This is a genomic window from Streptomyces sp. NPDC007901, assembly GCF_042959465.1.
Lineage (GTDB): Bacteria > Actinomycetota > Actinomycetes > Streptomycetales > Streptomycetaceae > Streptomyces.
In genome coordinates this window covers 665,872-680,961 of sequence record NZ_JBIBKW010000004.1, presented here as the reverse complement: position 1 = coordinate 680,961, position 15,090 = coordinate 665,872, and the positions used below count along the sequence as shown (strand labels likewise).

Genomic DNA, 15,090 nt, shown 5'->3' with positions numbered 1-15,090 from the left:
GTCGGCGCCTACGGCCACAGTCCCGACCGCCTGACCTCGATCGCGGAAACCGCGTTCGCCCTGCTGCCCCGCCCCCGCCACCCCTGACAAGGACAGAGCCGGCCTCGTCGCACAGGCACCTGATGCGGCCGGCCCACTTCGACACCGCGGAGGCACGGACCAAAGGTTCACGCGCCGCCGTGGCAGGCGGTCCCGCTGCGGGACCGGCTAAAGATTCTTGGCTTGTGTGTAAAGGAAGTACGGCCCCGCAGGCGACTAGGTAGGTGGCGACATCTATGTCCGCCATTGTTTGGCGCCGGGGTTCCACGGCAAGGGCACCTTCCGCCAGACAGCCTGGCGTCTACCACGAAACCGTGGCAGACGCCATAGGCATGCCCGATTTTGCTACGCAGTAACCGCGACCGGGCCGCCGGCGACGTAGCCCGCCGCGCCCTCGCCGTACGAAGTGATCTCCGCGTTCGGCAGTTCGCAACTCCCGGCAACGCGACGGATCACCGGAAGTCTGCCCCTGAACTGCTCAGGCCGGTGCGCCTGAGCAGTTCAGGTCGCACCGGCCGAGGCTGTCAGGGCACGTCGGCCAGGCGCCGCGCCCAGAAGGAGCGGTCGGTCCAGCGGGCCTCTTGGGCGTGGATGACACGGTGGCCGCGCAGATATGCGCTCCGTGCGGCCGCGACCTGGTCCGCGTAGGCGCCGAGGGACGAGTCCGCGCCGTCAGGAACGCCACTCAGGCGGGCGTCGACGGCCAGGCCCGCGCTCAGCCCGGTGTAGAGGGCGGTCAGCACGCCCTGGGAGGAGAGAGGGGCGAAGGCGACCGCCGCGTCACCGGCGGCGGTCCAGCCGTCTCCGTACACCCGGTCCAGGTGCGCCGTGTGCGCGGCGGCCCGGCGGGGCGCGGTGGGTGACGTGGGCGGGGGCCCGTCCCGGTGGACCCATCGGGACACGTGGCGGGTGGCCGACATCCGTCGGTGGAAGTGGCGTGCGGTGTGGGTGGCGGCCGGCAGGTCGGTGTCGGTGAAGTAGGCGACCAGGCGCCCGCCGGAGGGCTGCGGGGCGGTGTACCACCAGCCGTCCTCGTCGGACTCGACGAGGGAGCGGCGGTCGGTGTCCAGCGGGTCCGCTTCCAGGGGCACGTACAGGGCTGTGAGCCGGTCCCGGACCCGCCGCCGGGCCCCGCACCGGACCGCTATCGCGGCGGCGCGGCCGGTGGCGTCGATCACCCAGCGGCAGCGCACCGTACGCTCGCCACCGGACGCGGAGCCGGACGCGGACCCGCCTCCGCCTGCGGACCCGGACCCGGACGCCGGCCCGGTGTCGGGCCCACCCCCGCCCCCCGACCCGCTACCGGCAGGGCCCGTGCCGCCGCGCAGGACCAAGGTCCAGCCGCTGTCCGGCGTCCGCACCGTTTCGCGTACGGCCGTGCCCTCGGCGACCTCCGCCCCCGCCGCCCGGGAGGCGTCGCGCAGTCGCTGGTCGAACAGCCGTCGGTCGAGGTGCCAGCCATGGCCGTGCGGGTCGTTGATGAAGTCGACGGTGTGCAGGTCGGTCGAACCCCACGCCGAAAGACTGCCGTAGCAGGGCAGGTGTCCGGAGTCGAGAACGCGGTCGGCTATGCCGAGGTCGCCGAGCAGGACCCGCCCGGCGGGTACGAGCGTCTCGCCGACCTTGGGCGGCCCGGTGCCGGCGTCCGCCAGCAGGACCGTGCGGCCCGCCCGGGCGAGCGTGAGCGCGGCGGCGCAGCCGGCCGGGCCGCCGCCCGCCACCACGACGTCGTAGGTGTCCGCGCCGAGAGCGAGGGCGGCGCTCACCGCGCGTCGCGGAAGGGGTCGAGTTTCTCGAGGTATCCGGCGGTGATCTCCTCCTCGCGGTAGCCGGTCGCCCTGGCCGCTTCGCCGACGGCCCGCGCCGCGGACTCGGCCTCGACGGCTTCGGGGGCGAGCCTTCCCTCGGGCGAGCGGCCCGCCGCCGCGGCCAACACGTGCGGCCCCGCCTCGGGCACCTGCACGTTGACGAGGTTCGCCCTGTCCGGTGCCTGAGCGAGCGGTTGTCCCGGGCGCGACTCCACCAGGATCCGGTCGGGGAACTTCCCGTCGCCCACGGTGTAGTCGCGCACCTCGACGACGCCGAGTTTGGCCCAGTCCTTGATCATCTGTGTGCGTTGCTCGTTCATGGTGCCGGTGAGTCCGCGCAGCCAGGTCGCCCGCCGCTCGAACGCCTCTTCCCGGGCGCTGTCGTCGCTCCCGGCCGACGGCGTGTTGACCTTCTCGAAGTCCTCCAGCTTGAGCACATGGTTGGGTACCTGGGCAGGCCAGAAGGTCGGCAGGTACGGGCTGTACCGGGGCCCCAGGTTGGCCAACACCTCGTAGCCCGAGCGGCAGCTCGCGGTGTCCGCCTGCCAGGGGGCGGCCATCCAGCGGGTGAGGTCACCGGGGCCCTGTGCCTGGAGGGGGCCAGTGGCGGAGACCGCCTCGTCCGGAAGCAGGGTGGGCCCGTAGTCGGGTTCCGCGGTGGCGGGGGCGCGGTGCCGGATGCGGAAGGGCGCGCTGAACATGCTCGCGTGCCTGATCGGCCAGGTGACCTCGATCCCCGGGTGGAACGCGTCGGCGGCGCAGCCCTCCAGGGCCGCCCGGTCCAGCAGCCCCGGCTGCTCGGTGGCAGGGGCCTCGTCGACCGTGGGGCGCGGCTGCTGCAAGGGTCCGGCCACGAACGCCCCGTCCGCCCAACGCTGCAGCATCCAGTCCTGGGTCGGCGACAGCGCCAGGTGCTGAAGCACGGACTTGGGCTTGCTGGCCATGGCGTCGCCGTACAGCCACGGCCACGGCAGCGGGGACTTTCCGTCACGGTCGTAGTCGCGCAAGGAGGCGTACACCTGGCGGCGCAGTTCCCGGGTTCGGTTGGACGAATCGGCGAGCCTCTTGCGCATCGTCGGCGAGAGGAAGAAGTTGGGGCCGTTCCAGCCGAACTGGGTCGCGAAACCGTGGTTGACCCACTGCAGATCGCAGAACCTGCGGAATATCGGCTCGATGTGATCGGCGAACGAGACCTGCTGCGGGCGGGTCAGCGAACCGGCCTGGACGAAGACGTCGAAGAGCAGGTCGTAGAGGGTACGGACGGACTTCACGCCGGGGGCGTAGTGCGGAGGTCCCACCACGACCCAGGCCGGGACGGCGGTCAGATCCTGGCCGTCGATTGTGACCTTCGCTGTCACCGGGCCGTCGGACACGTCGTCGTACCAGGTGTCGTTGTTGGTGACCCCGGTGATCGGCTGGTTCTTGTAGGAGGCGGAGTTTCCCCGGCCACCGAGCACCACCAGGCGGCCGTCGGAACGGGTGGAGATCTCGCCGAGGTACACCGCCTTGTCCATGACCTTGCCGGTGTCGAACTTCTGCGTCTCGGTCTTCGAGCCGCGAACGGTGCGGCTGCCGGGATCGTTGACCAGCTTCTTCCTGTCGGCGACCACGACGTCGGCGTTGCGTCGGCCGTACTGCTCTGCCGTGAGCGTCTTGCCCTCGGGGATGTCCAGCGCCAGATGGAACTGATACCAGGCGGCCTTCTTGTTGGCCAGATGCACCGTCCACTGGATCTCGGTGACACCCTCGCTGCCCGGCTTCAGTTCCCGTACGACCTCCCCGGCGGCGTTGTAGCCGTACACACGGAATCGTGCGGCCTGCCTCCGTATCGCCCCGGAAGCGTCCTTGTAGGAGCCGGCGTCCGCTGGTTTCTGGTCCGGTGATTCCGGGCCGATGAAGGGTGCCTCTGCGCTGTTGCCGACCCGGGCGACACCGATGGCGGGGTGGATCTTCACCTGCACGATGTGACTGTCCATCAAAGAACCCTCCGTTGTAGATTCAACCGGTCGAAGGCATGTGGTCGCACATGAAGAGGGCGCAGGCCGAGCTCGCGTTCCGAGGGCGGGGTCGGGTCAGGGTCCTGCCCGGCGCCAGTCCGTAACAGGGCCGGGGTCCGTGTGGTCCACAGGCAATGCCGCGTAGTTAAGCGGTGTCCGCGCTGGTCAAGGGCATAGAGGCATGGCCTGGGCCGGCGGCCGAGGGCTACCACCAGGCGCTCGCCGCGCACCGGTCCGCCGCGCCCGTCAGCCGCGTCGACCCGGGTATCGCGGAGGCAGTCGAGCGGCAGACCCGCCGGATGCGCTCAGCCGACGCGCCTTCCCCGAGCTGCCGGACGACGCGCCGGCTGCGATCGAGACGGCCCGTGCCGAGCGCCGCCGCCAGGCCGCGGCGACCGAGGCTGTCGCCCGGCGCCGGGCACGGCAAGAGCGCGCGTTCCGGACGCCCGGGACGTCGGCCGACGTCCCGGAGACGATCGCGCTGCGGACGACAGCGTGAGCACGGATCGTCTTTGAGGCCAACATCGGGGATGGCACGATGAGTTGGGACGAAAGGCGGGGGTTCGTGCGGGGTGACAGGCGGCAGATCCAGACAGCGGTCCTGGGTGGCCCGGGCTCGGAGGAGCCGCTGATGCTGCCGCTGGAGGCGATCGAGCTGGACGCCTTCCGCCGTCGCCACGAGCACGACACGTTCTGGTGCGGGCTGCTGCTCGGAGGCTGCGGGCTGTGGCTTTGGGGCCACGTGGCGCGCGTCGCCGCCCTGATGTGAGCTCCATGCGGGTCGAAAAGCACAGCGCTTCCCCGCAGTGGGCCAGGCCTGCATCCCGACCGCTTTGCCGCGGCGACTGGTCGCCATGTGGTCATGTGATCCCGGTCATAGTCGCGCTCCTCTCTTCGAGTGGAATCGCGACATCGAGAGGCGGCCGACCGGTACCCTCGCCACGTGGCCGTTCGCCCGTAATCGCGACACGATGTGGAGTGGACACGGGGACTGCGGCGAAAATGGGCGTGCGGATGCAGTCCGCGATGGCCCACGCGGTCGCCGAGATCGAGCGCACCACCGGCGCTCGTATCGACCTCGACGACCCCGAACAGGTGCCGCTCGACGACGTCTTCGCCTTCAAGCTCATCCAGGCCAGCCAGACCCTCGGCCTGTTCCAGCTGGAGTCGCCCGGCCAGCAGGACCTCCTGTCCCGGCTCCAGCCCCGCGACGTGCAGGACGTCATCGCCGACATCAGCCTCTTCCGCCCGGGGCCGGTGGCCGGCGGCATGCCCGAGCGCTACATCGCCGCCCGGCACGGCGGTACGCCCTCATACGCCCACCCGGACCTGGAGCCGGTCCTGTCCGACACCTACGGCGTGACCATCTGGCACGAGCAGATCATCGAGACGCTGCGGGTGCTGACCGGCTGCGACCGGGCCTTCGGCGAGGTCACCCGGCGGGCGCTCGGCGACAAGGAGCAACTGCCCAGGATCAGGGACTGGTTCCACGAGCGGGCCCGTGCGCGCGGCTACAGCGCGGCCGTGCGGGAGGAGGTGTGGAAGACCGTGGAGGCCTTCGGCGCGTACGGCTTCTGCCGGGCGCACGCGGTTGCCTTCGCCGTGCCCGCGCTGCAGAGTGCCTGGCTCAAGGCGCACTACCCGGCGTTCCTGCTGGCGGGTCTGCTCGAACACGACCCCGGTATGTGGCCCAAGCGGGTCCTGGTCGCCGACGCGCGCCGGGGCGGGGTTCCCGTCCTGCCCGTCGACGTCAACAACTCACGGGTGAGGCACACCGTGGAGAAGGCCGACGGGGACCGGTGGGGTGTGCGGCTGGCGCTGTCGGCGGTGCACGGGATCAGCGAGGCGGAGTGTGCGCGGATCGAGGAGGGGCAGCCGTACGGATCACTGTCGGACTTCTGGCAGCGGGCCCACCCCAGCAGACCGGTCGCCGAACGCCTCGCCGGGATCGGTGCCCTGAACTGTCTGCACGACGGCCGCCTCACCCGCCGTGACCTGCTGCTCCAGATCGCCGAACTCCATCACCAGTCCCGCAACCGGTCCGCAGGCGCGGGCCAACTGCCCATCAGCGCGGACGCCGTCGGCGGGGCGGAACCGAGCGGGCTGCCGGAGATGACCGGGCGCGAGGCCCTGAGCGCCGAGCTGAACACCCTCGGCATCGACGTCTCCCGGCACCTGATGGAGCACCACCACCGGCTGCTGCGGGAGATCGGCGCGACCGACGCGGCGCATCTGGCGGGCCTGCGCGCCGGCCGGCAGGTCCTGGTCGCGGGGGTGCGGGCCTCGACGCAGACCCCGCCGATCGCGAGCGGCAAGCGGATCATCTTCGTCACCCTGGAGGACGGCTCCGGACTCGTCGACCTGGCGTTCTTCGAGGACTCCCACCCGGCCTGCGCGCACACCGTGTTCCACAGCGGGCTGCTGCTGGTGCGCGGCACGGTCCAGGTACGCGGCACCCGTCGTACCGTCGTCGGGACGATGGCCTGGGACCTGGACGAGATCGCCGCCGCGCGCCGGGACGACGGTCCCGAGGCCGCCCTCGCCCTCCTCGGCCGGAGCCGTCCGCATCCGACGCCCGCCCAGCCGCGGCGCACTCTGGTCGACGGCACGGCGGGTGCCCGCCTCCACCCGTATGCCGACATCCAGCCGGCCGGCACTCGTTCCGCCGACCTGAAGAAGTTCGGCCACCGGAGCCCCGGGAGCGCGGGATGAGCGAGGCGAGCGCACGGCAGCGGCACATCGCCCACCTGCACCTGCACGCGGCACTGACCGAGGCCCGGTACGCCGATATAATCGAACTGATGTCTGATGTCACGCCTCATGTGCAGGCGGTACCGCCCGACGCCGTACAGCTCGATCTGACGTCGGCGCTCCGGTACTTCGACCTGTCCCCCTACGACATGGTCCAGACGACGATGATGAGGCTGAAGGCCCTCTACGGCATCGACAGCAGTGCCGGCCTCGCGGGCAACCGCATGCTCGCGGCCATGGCCGCCGACGCGTCCGCGCCGGGAGACACCACCTGGGTTTCCACCGGACAGGCGGCCGACTGGCTGTATCCGCGGCCGGTCACCGCCCTGCCCGGGATCGGCCGTGCCACGGCGCAGACGCTCGGCAGGTACGGGCTGCACACCATCGGCCAGCTCGTCGACCTGCCCGCGGGGACCCTGCAGCGGCTGCTCGGCGCGGGCCCCGCCCGGCTGCTCGCGGAGCGCGCCCGCGGCCATGACCCCCGCCCGGTCACCCCCTCGGAACCGGCCGCGCACCTGGCCGCCGACCTGGCACTGGACCGGGACTGCCTCGACCCGGCACAGCAGCACCGAGCGGTCCTGGGGCTCGCCGGTCAGATAGGCGGGCGCCTGCGCGGCGAACGCCAGATCGCCGGCCGGCTCACCCTCACCGTGCGGTACGCCGACCGCAGCTCCACCACGCGTACGCGCACGCTGCCGGAGCCGACCGACCACTCACCCGCCCTCGCGGCGGCCGCACTGGGACTGCTGGACGCTCTCGGACTGCAGCGGGCGAGGGTCCGCGCCTTCGTGATCCGGGCCGACGCCCTGCAACCGGCCGACGGCGCCTACCGCCAGCTCTCCATGGACCCGGGCGACGACCGGGCCCGCGCGGCCGAGGCCGCCGCGGACCGGGCCCGCCGACGCTTCGGACCCGGGGCCGTACATCCGGCGACTCTCGCCGGCCGGGCCCCCTCGGGGCACACCGGTTTCGGGCAGTGAGGTGATCTTCATAGCGGATACGGTGTCGCTGTTATGGTGCTGGCCGAGGAGGTGGGACGTTCCGTGGCAGCAGCTGGACCTGCGCGAGAGGGCGCGGCATCGGTGCGGCGTTCGCCGGGGCGCCCGCCCGTGCCGCTGGAGCGGATCGTCTCCACCGCGCTGCGGATCGTGGACGAGGAGGGCGCCGACGCTCTCTCGATGCGGACGCTGGCCCAGCGCCTGGGCTCGGGCACGGCCACGCTGTACCGGCACTTCGACAACCGGGCGGCGCTGGTCGCCCACGTCGTGGACCGCATGTTCGGAGCCGTGCAGTTGAACGGCGGCGAACTCCTCGCGATGGGCTGGCAGCAGGCGCTGCGGACGGTCGCGCACACCATGTTCGACGCCCTGGCCCGGCACCGGAACGCGGCGCGGCTGATGGTCGAGCAGATTCCCCTGGGGCCGAACGCGATGGCGCTGCGGGAGCACTGTGTCGCGGTGCTGCTCGACAGCGGCTTCCCGCCGCGCACGGCCGCGCACGCGTACGCGACCCTGGCCCGCTATGTCCTCGGATTCGCCATCCAGGTCAACGGACATGGCGGCGCGGGGGAACCCGGCGACGCACAACTCGCCGCCGTTTTCCGGAGCGTGGATCCGGAGCTGTTCCCGGCGACCGCCACCGTCGCCGGGGCGATGCCCGTTCCGATCGAGGACGAGTTCTCCTTCGGCCTCGAACTCCTCCTCGGCGGGCTGGCCCGCCTGCGTGACGACGTCTGACTCCGCCGCGCAGGGGCTCCGAGCGCTCCCCGAGGGGCCGGCGGCCCTCGACGCACGGCTTCCCGTCCTCGTCCCGGTCGGTGTCAGTGAACGCGATCCGCGGGGGTGTCCGCGGTTCAGTGGACGGTGCGCAGCAGCCGGTCCCCGGACTCGCGGAGTTGCTCCTTGACCTCGTCGAGGCCGGACGCGAGCAGGGTGTGATCGCGCTTGCGCCAGACGCCCGCGATCATCACGGCCTCGATGTTCGCGATGTCGGCGTGCAGGACCGTGGCGACCGGGTCGTGCGCCGGCCACAGGTTGAACGCCCGGGCGTCGACGGCGACCAGGTCGGCCTGCAGGCCCACCGCGATCCGGCCCACCCGGTCGGCCAGGCCCAGTGCCCTCGCCCCTTCGACCGTGGCCCAGGCCAGCGCCTGCCTGGCGGTGACCGAGGGTGTGTCGGCGTGCGTGCCGGTCGTGTGCCGGTGCCGGGCGTGGTCCAGGCTGCGCTGGTGGGCCAGGGCGATCCGGGCCGCGGTGAGGAGTTTGCCGGGTACGGCGATGTCGATGTCGGTGCCCAGGGAGGGCGCCGCGCCCAGGCGCAGCAGGGACCCGGTGACGGGTGTGCCGTGTCCCTGGCCCAGTTCGTTCTCGGGGGTGGTGGTGAAGGTGGCGCCCGCCTCGACGAGCGCGGTGATCCAGTCGTCGGGCAGGTCGGCGCCGTGCACGATGTTGGTGAGCGGGCCGAACAGCCCGGCGGCGCGCAGGGCGTCCCAGCCGGGCGCGGGTTCCCCGCCGCTCTGGTGCGTCGAGACGACGAGACCGCGTTCCGCGCCGGCCCGGACATCGGCCACCACGGTCTCGGCGGAGGAGTACTGCGGCCCCTGGACGGCCATGCCCAGGGTGAGCAGGGCGTGGTCGCGGACGGGACCGTCGAGCAGCCGGTCGATATCGGCGAGCGGGTGGGGGATCTCCGGCGCGCGGTAGGGCGTGCCGTGCAGGAAGACGGCGCGGATTCCGGCCTGGGCCAGTCCCTCGACGGCCGCGTCGGCGTGCTCGGCCGACAGGGCGTTGTGACACCAGTCGCCCAGGGTCGTCGTACCGCAGTCGATCTGGTTCAGTGCGCCGGCGAGCGTGCCGACGTGCAGGTCGGCGGGGGTGTAGTGGCCGGCGATCCCGCCGTGGAGGCGGGTGAGGTACTCCATCAGCGTCCAGTCGGCGCCCACCGAGCGCAGCGCGGTCTGCCAGGTGTGCAGGTGGGCGTTGACCAGGCCGGGGATGAGGATGCGGCCGCGGAAGTCGACGGCCTCGGCGTCGGGCGCCTCGATGCTCGCGTCGACGGCGGCGATGCGGTCGCCGTCGACGAGGATGTCGAGGCGTTCGGCGTCGGGCCGGTCCGGTGCCATCGTGACGACCCGCGCCCCGCGCAGCAGGGTGCGGCTCATGCGGCGGTCCCCGGACCGGGGGAGGGGTGGCTCTGCCGGGCCATGGTGCGGCTCCTTGCCTGCGGCGTCATCGCGCGCACGGCGGTCTGGGCGGTGGTGAGGAAGTCCCGGGTGGCGATGGACCCGAGGTAGCCGTCGGGACGGATGAGCAGCAGCGTGTCGCCGGTCAGGCCGTAGGCGTCGCGCAGGGTGTTCCCGGGGTCGGAGAAGGCGAGGCCGTCGGCCGGGGCCGCCCCGACGGTGAGCCGCTTCAGCCGGGCGCCGGCCGCCGGCCAGGGGAGGCGTTCGAGGTCCCGGGCCGCCCCGGGGCCGTAGGCGACGGCGGTGAAGTCCGGTCCGCGGAGGAGGTCGAACAGCCGGGTCCGGGTGCCGTCGGCGCCGAGCAGTTCGGCGTCCGGGGCGCGGTCGCCCACGCGCAGGGTGCCGGTGCGCTCGCCGTCGGCGGGGGCGAGCGGGCCGCCGTAGTAGGTCAGGGCGAGCTGCTGCTCGTCCTTGCCCCGCTTCATGCTCGACGGGTCGAGCTTGGCGATGCCGCCCCACTTCTCCGTGGACAGGCCGAGGACCCCGGCGGCGATCGGCTGCCGCTCGGCCTCGTAGGTGTCCAGCAGCGTCGCGTCGGCCCCGGCGAGGACCTGGCCGAGCTTCCAGCCGAGGTTGTAGCCGTCCTGCATGCCGGTGTTCAGGCCCTGGGCGCCGGCCGGGGTGTGGACGTGCGCGGCGTCACCGGCGAGGAAGACCCGTCCCCGGCCGTAGCTCCGCGCCAGGCGGATGTTGGGCCGGAACACCGACTTCCAGTGGATGTCGTGCAGTTGGATGCGCCGGTTGTGGGTGTGGTCGTGGATCCGCCGGAGGATGTCGGCCTTCTCCGACGGCGGCTCCTCGTCCGGCGTGAGACGGATCATCCATTGGAACAGGTCGCTGCCGGGGAGCGGGCAGGCGCCGATCAGCCGGCCGCCCCGGCCGGGCCACATGTGCCACCGGTTGCGGGCCAGGCCGGTCACGGTGGCGTCGACGATGAGCACCCGGTCGCTCTCGTCCGTCGTCCCGACGAAGCCGACGCCGAGCCGCTTGCGCACCGCACTGGAACCACCGTCGGCGCCCACGGCGTAGCGGGCGACGATCTCCTCCGTGCCGTCGGGGCCCGTCACTTCGGCGACGACCGTGTCCTCGTCCTGGGTCAGCGCGGTCAGTTCCCTGCCGAACTCGATCCCGCGGCCGAGCTCGCCCAGCCGGGCGTGCAGGGCCCGGTCTGTGCGGAACTGCGGGATCAGCCAGGTGTTGGGGTACGGGACGTCCGGGGTCGCCTCCTTGTGGGGGAACATCTTCCACGGCACGGCGAGCGGGCCCGCGTGGAGCCCGAGCCTGGGATAGACGCTGCCGCCGGCCAGTACGGCGTCGAGGGCGCCGAGGTCTTCGAGGACTTCGAGGCTGCGGGGCTGGACGCCCTTGGCGCGGGAGCCGTCGAAGGCATGGGGAGACCTGTCGACGATCCGTACGTCGAGTCCCCGGCGTACCAGGTCGATCGCCAGGGCGGAGCCCGAGGGGCCCGCGCCGATGACCAGCACGTCGATGACCTGCGGGTGGTTCATGAGTCGAGCCTTTCGGTGCGTGCGGCCACGAACGGGACGAGCCGGTCGGCGACGTCGCGGGGCCGTTCGAACGGGGCCATGTGCCCGCATTCGGGAATCACGTGGTGGTGCCGGGGCCGCAGCAGGGTGCGCGCCGTGTCGAAGTGGGCCGGCGGGGTGACGCGGTCCTCGTCGCCCCACAGGAGCAGGGTCGGTACGCCCAGCGCCCCCGTCTGCCGGAAGAGGTCGTCACGGCCGGAGACCCGCAGGTGCTGCAGCGTGTCGAAGACCGCGTACAGCGAACCCTCGAAGCGGAAGGCGTCGAGGACCATCTCGGTGAGTTCGGTGCCGAGTTCGGGGTCCCGGACGTTGTGCCCCAGGTGCCCCAGGAGTATCCGCCGGCCGCGTCGCCGGGCGACGGCACCGGCCAGCAGGTCGCTGCGCAGCAGCCGGTGCGGGGAGGTCGGCCGCGGTGTCGCGAGACCGGCGGGGCCGACGATGGTGAGGGTGGACACCAGCGGGCGGTACCGGACGGCGTACGCCATGACGACCAGGGCGCCCATGGAGGTGCCGACGAGGTGCAGGGGCCGTGCCGTGAGACCGAGCCGGTCCGTCAGCTCGGCCAACTGCCGTACGAACAGCGTCTCGTCGTAGCGGGCCCGCACCCGGTCCGAGTAACCGCGGCCGTACGCGCTGCACGTCAGGGTCCGCAGCCCGTGGGCGTGCAGCTCGGTGACGAGTCCGTCCCAGTAGAACAGCGGGATGGTGAGTCCGCCCGCCATCACGACCACGTCCCCGTCCTCGGGGCCCGTCAGCTCGTAGTGCGTGACGCCGTCGGACAGTTCGGTGAAACTGCCGCGCAGGGCTCGCCGTGAGCCGGCGGTGAGCACGCGGTCCTCGCCCGATGCGACGAAGTACTTCACGGAACGGGCCTCCTCGGCCTCAGCGCGTGGGGGTGTCGGCGCAGCAGCCGAGGAACGTCGCGATCGCGTCCGCGACCCACCGCGGCTCCTCCTCCGGCAGCAGATGACCGCCGTGGGGATGCACCAGCTCCTGGGCGCCGGGGATGTCGCGGGCGAAGTGCTGGCCGTCGATGCCGGCGCTGCGCAGCACGAGCGTGCGCACGGCGATGCGGGGGATCCACGGGCTGCGGTCGGGCTGGTCGGTGTTGCAGAAGTCGACGAACGCCGAGCGGTTGCCGGGCCGGTTCATCAGCTGGTGGGCGCGGTCCACCATGGCGTCGTCCACGATCGTCGACCGGGAGCCGACGTTCGCGCGCAGGTTGCGCTCGATGGCACCGCGCGGCATCACCCGCCGCAGTACGGGGCGCAGCAGGGGGCTGCGGGTCAGCCGCAGGCCCGCCGGCACCGCCTTCTCCGGGTAACCGGTGGCGTTGACCAGCACCAGGCCGGTCAGCCGCTTTGGGTGGTCCAGCGCGAGGTTCCAGGCGATGTTGCCGCCCAGCGAGTTGCCGGCCACCGCGTAGGACGGCACGCCCAGTTCCGCCAGGAGGCCCGCCACCGTCGCCGCGTACACCGGAACGCGGTAGTCCCGGTCCGCGCGCGGCCCTGTCAGCCCGAACCCCGGCAGGTCGGGGCGGATGACGTCGAACGACTCCGCCAGCAGCCCCGTCGCACGGTCGAAGTGCTGGAGCGAGGAGGCGCTGCCGTGCAGCAGCACGAGTGCCGGGCCGTGCCCGGCGCGTTTGTAGTGGATCCGCAGACCGTCCACCACGACGAATCGTGAATCGGACTGGGGCTCAGACCAGGTGCTCATAATGGCAACAGTGTTACCGATAAGGCGACCGTGTCAAGGGGGAGCCCCCCTGTGCGTCTCGGTGCCGGGTGGTCGGGTTCGTCGACGACTGTTGTCACTCTTAGTGAAGCTTGGGGGTGCGTGCGGAGCGGCCGTGCGCTGCTGTGCGCTGGTGTGCGCCGGATGTGCGCGGGGGCGGTGGACCTGGTGTGATGCAGAACACGCTGGGGTGGCGCAAGACTGTTCGGCCGTTCACCCGGACGGGTTGGGCCTGGTCAAAGCGCTACCGAGGGTGACTAGCAGTGCTTGTTGAATATTGCAGCACGCGGTGGGGCGGGGGTGCCGGGCGATTTTTTCCCCGGGCCGTGAGTGATCCGCCCCGGGAATCACTTAGGTAGGTGCCAGGCCCAACGGGCCGTCCGTGCGCGCGAGTTGGCGCCGGTCCCAGCCGACCCTCGATGGAGAGGAAGAGCCTGCCCATGTGCCGTGCCGCCGGGAGGTCCGCATGAGTCACGACGACGCCCCAGAGGGCGCCCCAACCCCGGACCAGGGCGTGAGGCCGTCGCAGTCCCTGTACCTGCCGCTGGACCTGCCGCTGGACTTCGAGGCCTTCTACCTCGGACACCAGGAACCGTTCCACGCCTACGCGGAAGTCCACTTCGGAACCCGCGAGGTGGCCGAAGAGGTCATCCACGAGGTCTTCCTCCAGATCCACGCGGGCTGGACGGAACTGCTGAGCTCGGGCTCCCTCGAGCAGGGCGCCTGGGCGATCATGCGGCGGGCCGTGCACGACCGCCTCGAACGCGAGGGCCGCGCACCGGCGTTCGTCATCAACGGGCCCATCGCCCAGGCGCTGGCCCCGGCGCTGGCCACGGCCCGGGACAAGCTGCAGAAGATGGAGTCGACCAGCGGCGTGTACGAGGCGATCGCGGAACTGCCCAACCGTCAGTTCGAGGTGATCGTGCTGCGCTACATCCTCGGCTACCCCACCGCCAAGGTCGCCTGGTACGTCGGCATCGACGAACGCACCGTCGGCCACCACCTGCGCCGCGGCAAGGAGCGCCTGCGCATCAAGCTCGGCCTGCCCGACGAACGCAAGAAGCAGAAGGGGGAACGACCGTGACCACCGCTCTCGATGCCCTGCTGGACGAGGTCCGGCTGCCCGTCACGGCCCCGCGCCGCTTCGACGTCGCCGCGGGCCTTCGCCGGCTCGCCGCCGACGCCGGCCGGCGCACCCCGATCACCGAGATCGCCCGCGCGGCACAGGCCGGCCAGCGCCTGGGAGTGGTGTGCCGGTGGGTGCTCAACGAACCGGCCGTCGCCGACCACGTCGCCAAGATCGCCGAAGGGCCGGACCGCGGGCCGCTGACGGAGGAACACATGGACGTCGACGGCGCCCTCGCCTTCGCCTGTCTGCTCTACCTCACCCGCCACCCCGAGTCCGCCCAGTTCTGGTGGCAGCTCGCCGCGGGCGCCGGCAGCCGTGCCGCCGCCTACTGCCTGCACCTGCATCATCTGGCCCTCGGCGAGTCCAGGCGGGCCCGGCACTGGTTCCACCAGCTCACCCACTCCATGGCCGACACCGCACCACCCGACCGCGCCTTCCTCGACGGCCTCGAACTCTTCGCCCGCTACGTCCGCACCAACGGCTCCACAGCCCTGGCCCCCACCGGCGGTCTGGAGATCGAGATCGACCGGCTCGCCGCGCGCACCCCCGGCCGTTCCGTCATCGTCGCCCGGCCCGACCGGCAGCTGGTCGACCGGCTGCAGGAGTTCGCCGCCGGCCGCTGAACCGGTCCGAAGTCCGAAGAAGAGAACAGGAAGAAGAGAGAAAGAAGGAGGGGAGCCCCGATCCGGCCACCGGTTCCGAGGCCACCGGCCGGGCGGACTCCCCGCCAGGACGCCATACGAAAGGGACGCCTTCCATGCACTTTAGCCCCCACCCGACCCCGCCGGGCAGGAACCAGCCGACCGCCCCGGCCCGCATCCCGCCCGGCCCCGGTCGCCGCACC

Annotated in this window: 12 protein-coding genes and 1 pseudogene; 7 read left to right on the top strand and 6 right to left on the bottom strand. The window is 72.1% G+C overall.

Annotation, left to right across the window (positions count from 1 at the left end; translation table 11 throughout):
• Positions 1–563 precede the first annotated feature (563 nt).
• Positions 564–1,805 carry an FAD-dependent monooxygenase gene (locus tag ACFZDK_RS17715; RefSeq protein ID WP_390973396.1) on the bottom strand — a complete coding sequence of 414 codons (1,242 nt, stop codon included), beginning with the start codon at positions 1,803–1,805 and terminating at the stop codon, positions 564–566.
• Positions 1,802–3,823: a LodA/GoxA family CTQ-dependent oxidase gene (locus tag ACFZDK_RS17710; RefSeq protein ID WP_390973395.1), complete on the bottom strand. Its 2,022-nt coding sequence runs from the start codon at positions 3,821–3,823 to the stop codon at positions 1,802–1,804. Before ACFZDK_RS17710 ends, ACFZDK_RS17715 begins: the two co-directional genes overlap by 4 nt.
• A 215-nt stretch (positions 3,824–4,038) precedes the next feature.
• Between ACFZDK_RS17710 and ACFZDK_RS17705 the strand changes: the two are divergent.
• The 5 genes and pseudogenes from ACFZDK_RS17705 to ACFZDK_RS17685 form a co-directional block, all read left to right on the top strand.
• Positions 4,039–4,343: pseudogene (locus tag ACFZDK_RS17705) on the top strand (DUF721 domain-containing protein); the annotation flags it as partial.
• Between the two features lie 66 nt (positions 4,344–4,409).
• The gene (locus ACFZDK_RS17700; protein WP_390973393.1) at positions 4,410–4,613 is read left to right on the top strand and encodes a hypothetical protein; all 204 of its coding nucleotides are present in this window, start codon (positions 4,410–4,412) and stop codon (positions 4,611–4,613) included.
• 209 nt (positions 4,614–4,822) lie between these two features.
• On the top strand, positions 4,823–6,556 hold the full coding sequence (locus ACFZDK_RS17695; protein ID WP_390973391.1) for an OB-fold nucleic acid binding domain-containing protein: 1,734 nt from the start codon (positions 4,823–4,825) through the stop codon (positions 6,554–6,556).
• Positions 6,553–7,575: an ImpB/MucB/SamB family protein gene (locus tag ACFZDK_RS17690; RefSeq protein WP_390973389.1), complete on the top strand. Its 1,023-nt coding sequence runs from the start codon at positions 6,553–6,555 to the stop codon at positions 7,573–7,575. The genes ACFZDK_RS17695 and ACFZDK_RS17690 overlap by 4 nt, the downstream gene beginning before the upstream one ends.
• Positions 7,576–7,704: 129 nt before the next feature.
• Complete coding sequence (locus ACFZDK_RS17685) at positions 7,705–8,331, top strand: TetR/AcrR family transcriptional regulator C-terminal domain-containing protein (RefSeq protein WP_390973387.1); 627 nt, start codon at positions 7,705–7,707, stop codon at positions 8,329–8,331.
• Positions 8,332–8,447: 116 nt separating this feature from the next.
• Here the strand turns inward: ACFZDK_RS17685 and ACFZDK_RS17680 are convergent, their stop codons facing one another.
• From ACFZDK_RS17680 to ACFZDK_RS17665, 4 genes are read right to left on the bottom strand one after another with little or no spacing between them, the layout of a single operon-like run.
• Positions 8,448–9,755 carry an amidohydrolase family protein gene (locus ACFZDK_RS17680; protein WP_390973385.1) on the bottom strand — a complete coding sequence of 436 codons (1,308 nt, stop codon included), beginning with the start codon at positions 9,753–9,755 and terminating at the stop codon, positions 8,448–8,450.
• Entirely contained in the window at positions 9,752–11,344 is a 1,593-nt protein-coding gene (locus tag ACFZDK_RS17675; protein WP_390973384.1) for an FAD-dependent monooxygenase, read from the bottom strand. The genes ACFZDK_RS17680 and ACFZDK_RS17675 overlap by 4 nt, the downstream gene beginning before the upstream one ends.
• Positions 11,341–12,246 carry an alpha/beta fold hydrolase gene (locus tag ACFZDK_RS17670; protein ID WP_390973383.1) on the bottom strand — a complete coding sequence of 302 codons (906 nt, stop codon included), beginning with the start codon at positions 12,244–12,246 and terminating at the stop codon, positions 11,341–11,343. Before ACFZDK_RS17670 ends, ACFZDK_RS17675 begins: the two co-directional genes overlap by 4 nt.
• A gap of 19 nt (positions 12,247–12,265) precedes the next feature.
• Entirely contained in the window at positions 12,266–13,099 is an 834-nt protein-coding gene (locus ACFZDK_RS17665) for an alpha/beta fold hydrolase (protein WP_390973382.1), read from the bottom strand.
• Positions 13,100–13,583: 484 nt separating this feature from the next.
• On the opposite strand from ACFZDK_RS17665, the gene ACFZDK_RS17660 reads away from it, so the two are divergent.
• Together ACFZDK_RS17660 and ACFZDK_RS17655 are read left to right on the top strand one after the other, a co-directional pair.
• Positions 13,584–14,201, top strand: a complete 618-nt coding sequence (locus ACFZDK_RS17660; RefSeq protein WP_390973380.1) for a sigma-70 family RNA polymerase sigma factor — start codon at positions 13,584–13,586, stop codon at positions 14,199–14,201.
• A complete protein-coding gene (locus ACFZDK_RS17655) occupies positions 14,198–14,869 on the top strand; it encodes a hypothetical protein (protein ID WP_390973378.1) in 672 nt (223 codons plus the stop codon). Before ACFZDK_RS17660 ends, ACFZDK_RS17655 begins: the two co-directional genes overlap by 4 nt.
• Positions 14,870–15,090: the final 221 nt, after the last annotated feature.

Bases quoted from the DNA above. Each gene is read 5' to 3' on its own strand.
- ACFZDK_RS17710 (WP_390973395.1), bottom strand. From the start codon at position 3,823: ATGGACAGTCACATCGTGCAGGTGAAGATCCACCCCGCCATCGGTGTC.
- ACFZDK_RS17690 (WP_390973389.1), top strand. From the start codon at position 6,553: ATGAGCGAGGCGAGCGCACGGCAGCGGCACATCGCCCACCTGCACCTG.
- ACFZDK_RS17680 (WP_390973385.1), bottom strand. From the start codon at position 9,755: ATGAGCCGCACCCTGCTGCGCGGGGCGCGGGTCGTCACGATGGCACCG.
- ACFZDK_RS17675 (WP_390973384.1), bottom strand. From the start codon at position 11,344: ATGAACCACCCGCAGGTCATCGACGTGCTGGTCATCGGCGCGGGCCCC.
- ACFZDK_RS17665 (WP_390973382.1), bottom strand. From the start codon at position 13,099: ATGAGCACCTGGTCTGAGCCCCAGTCCGATTCACGATTCGTCGTGGTG.
- ACFZDK_RS17660 (WP_390973380.1), top strand. From the start codon at position 13,584: ATGAGTCACGACGACGCCCCAGAGGGCGCCCCAACCCCGGACCAGGGC.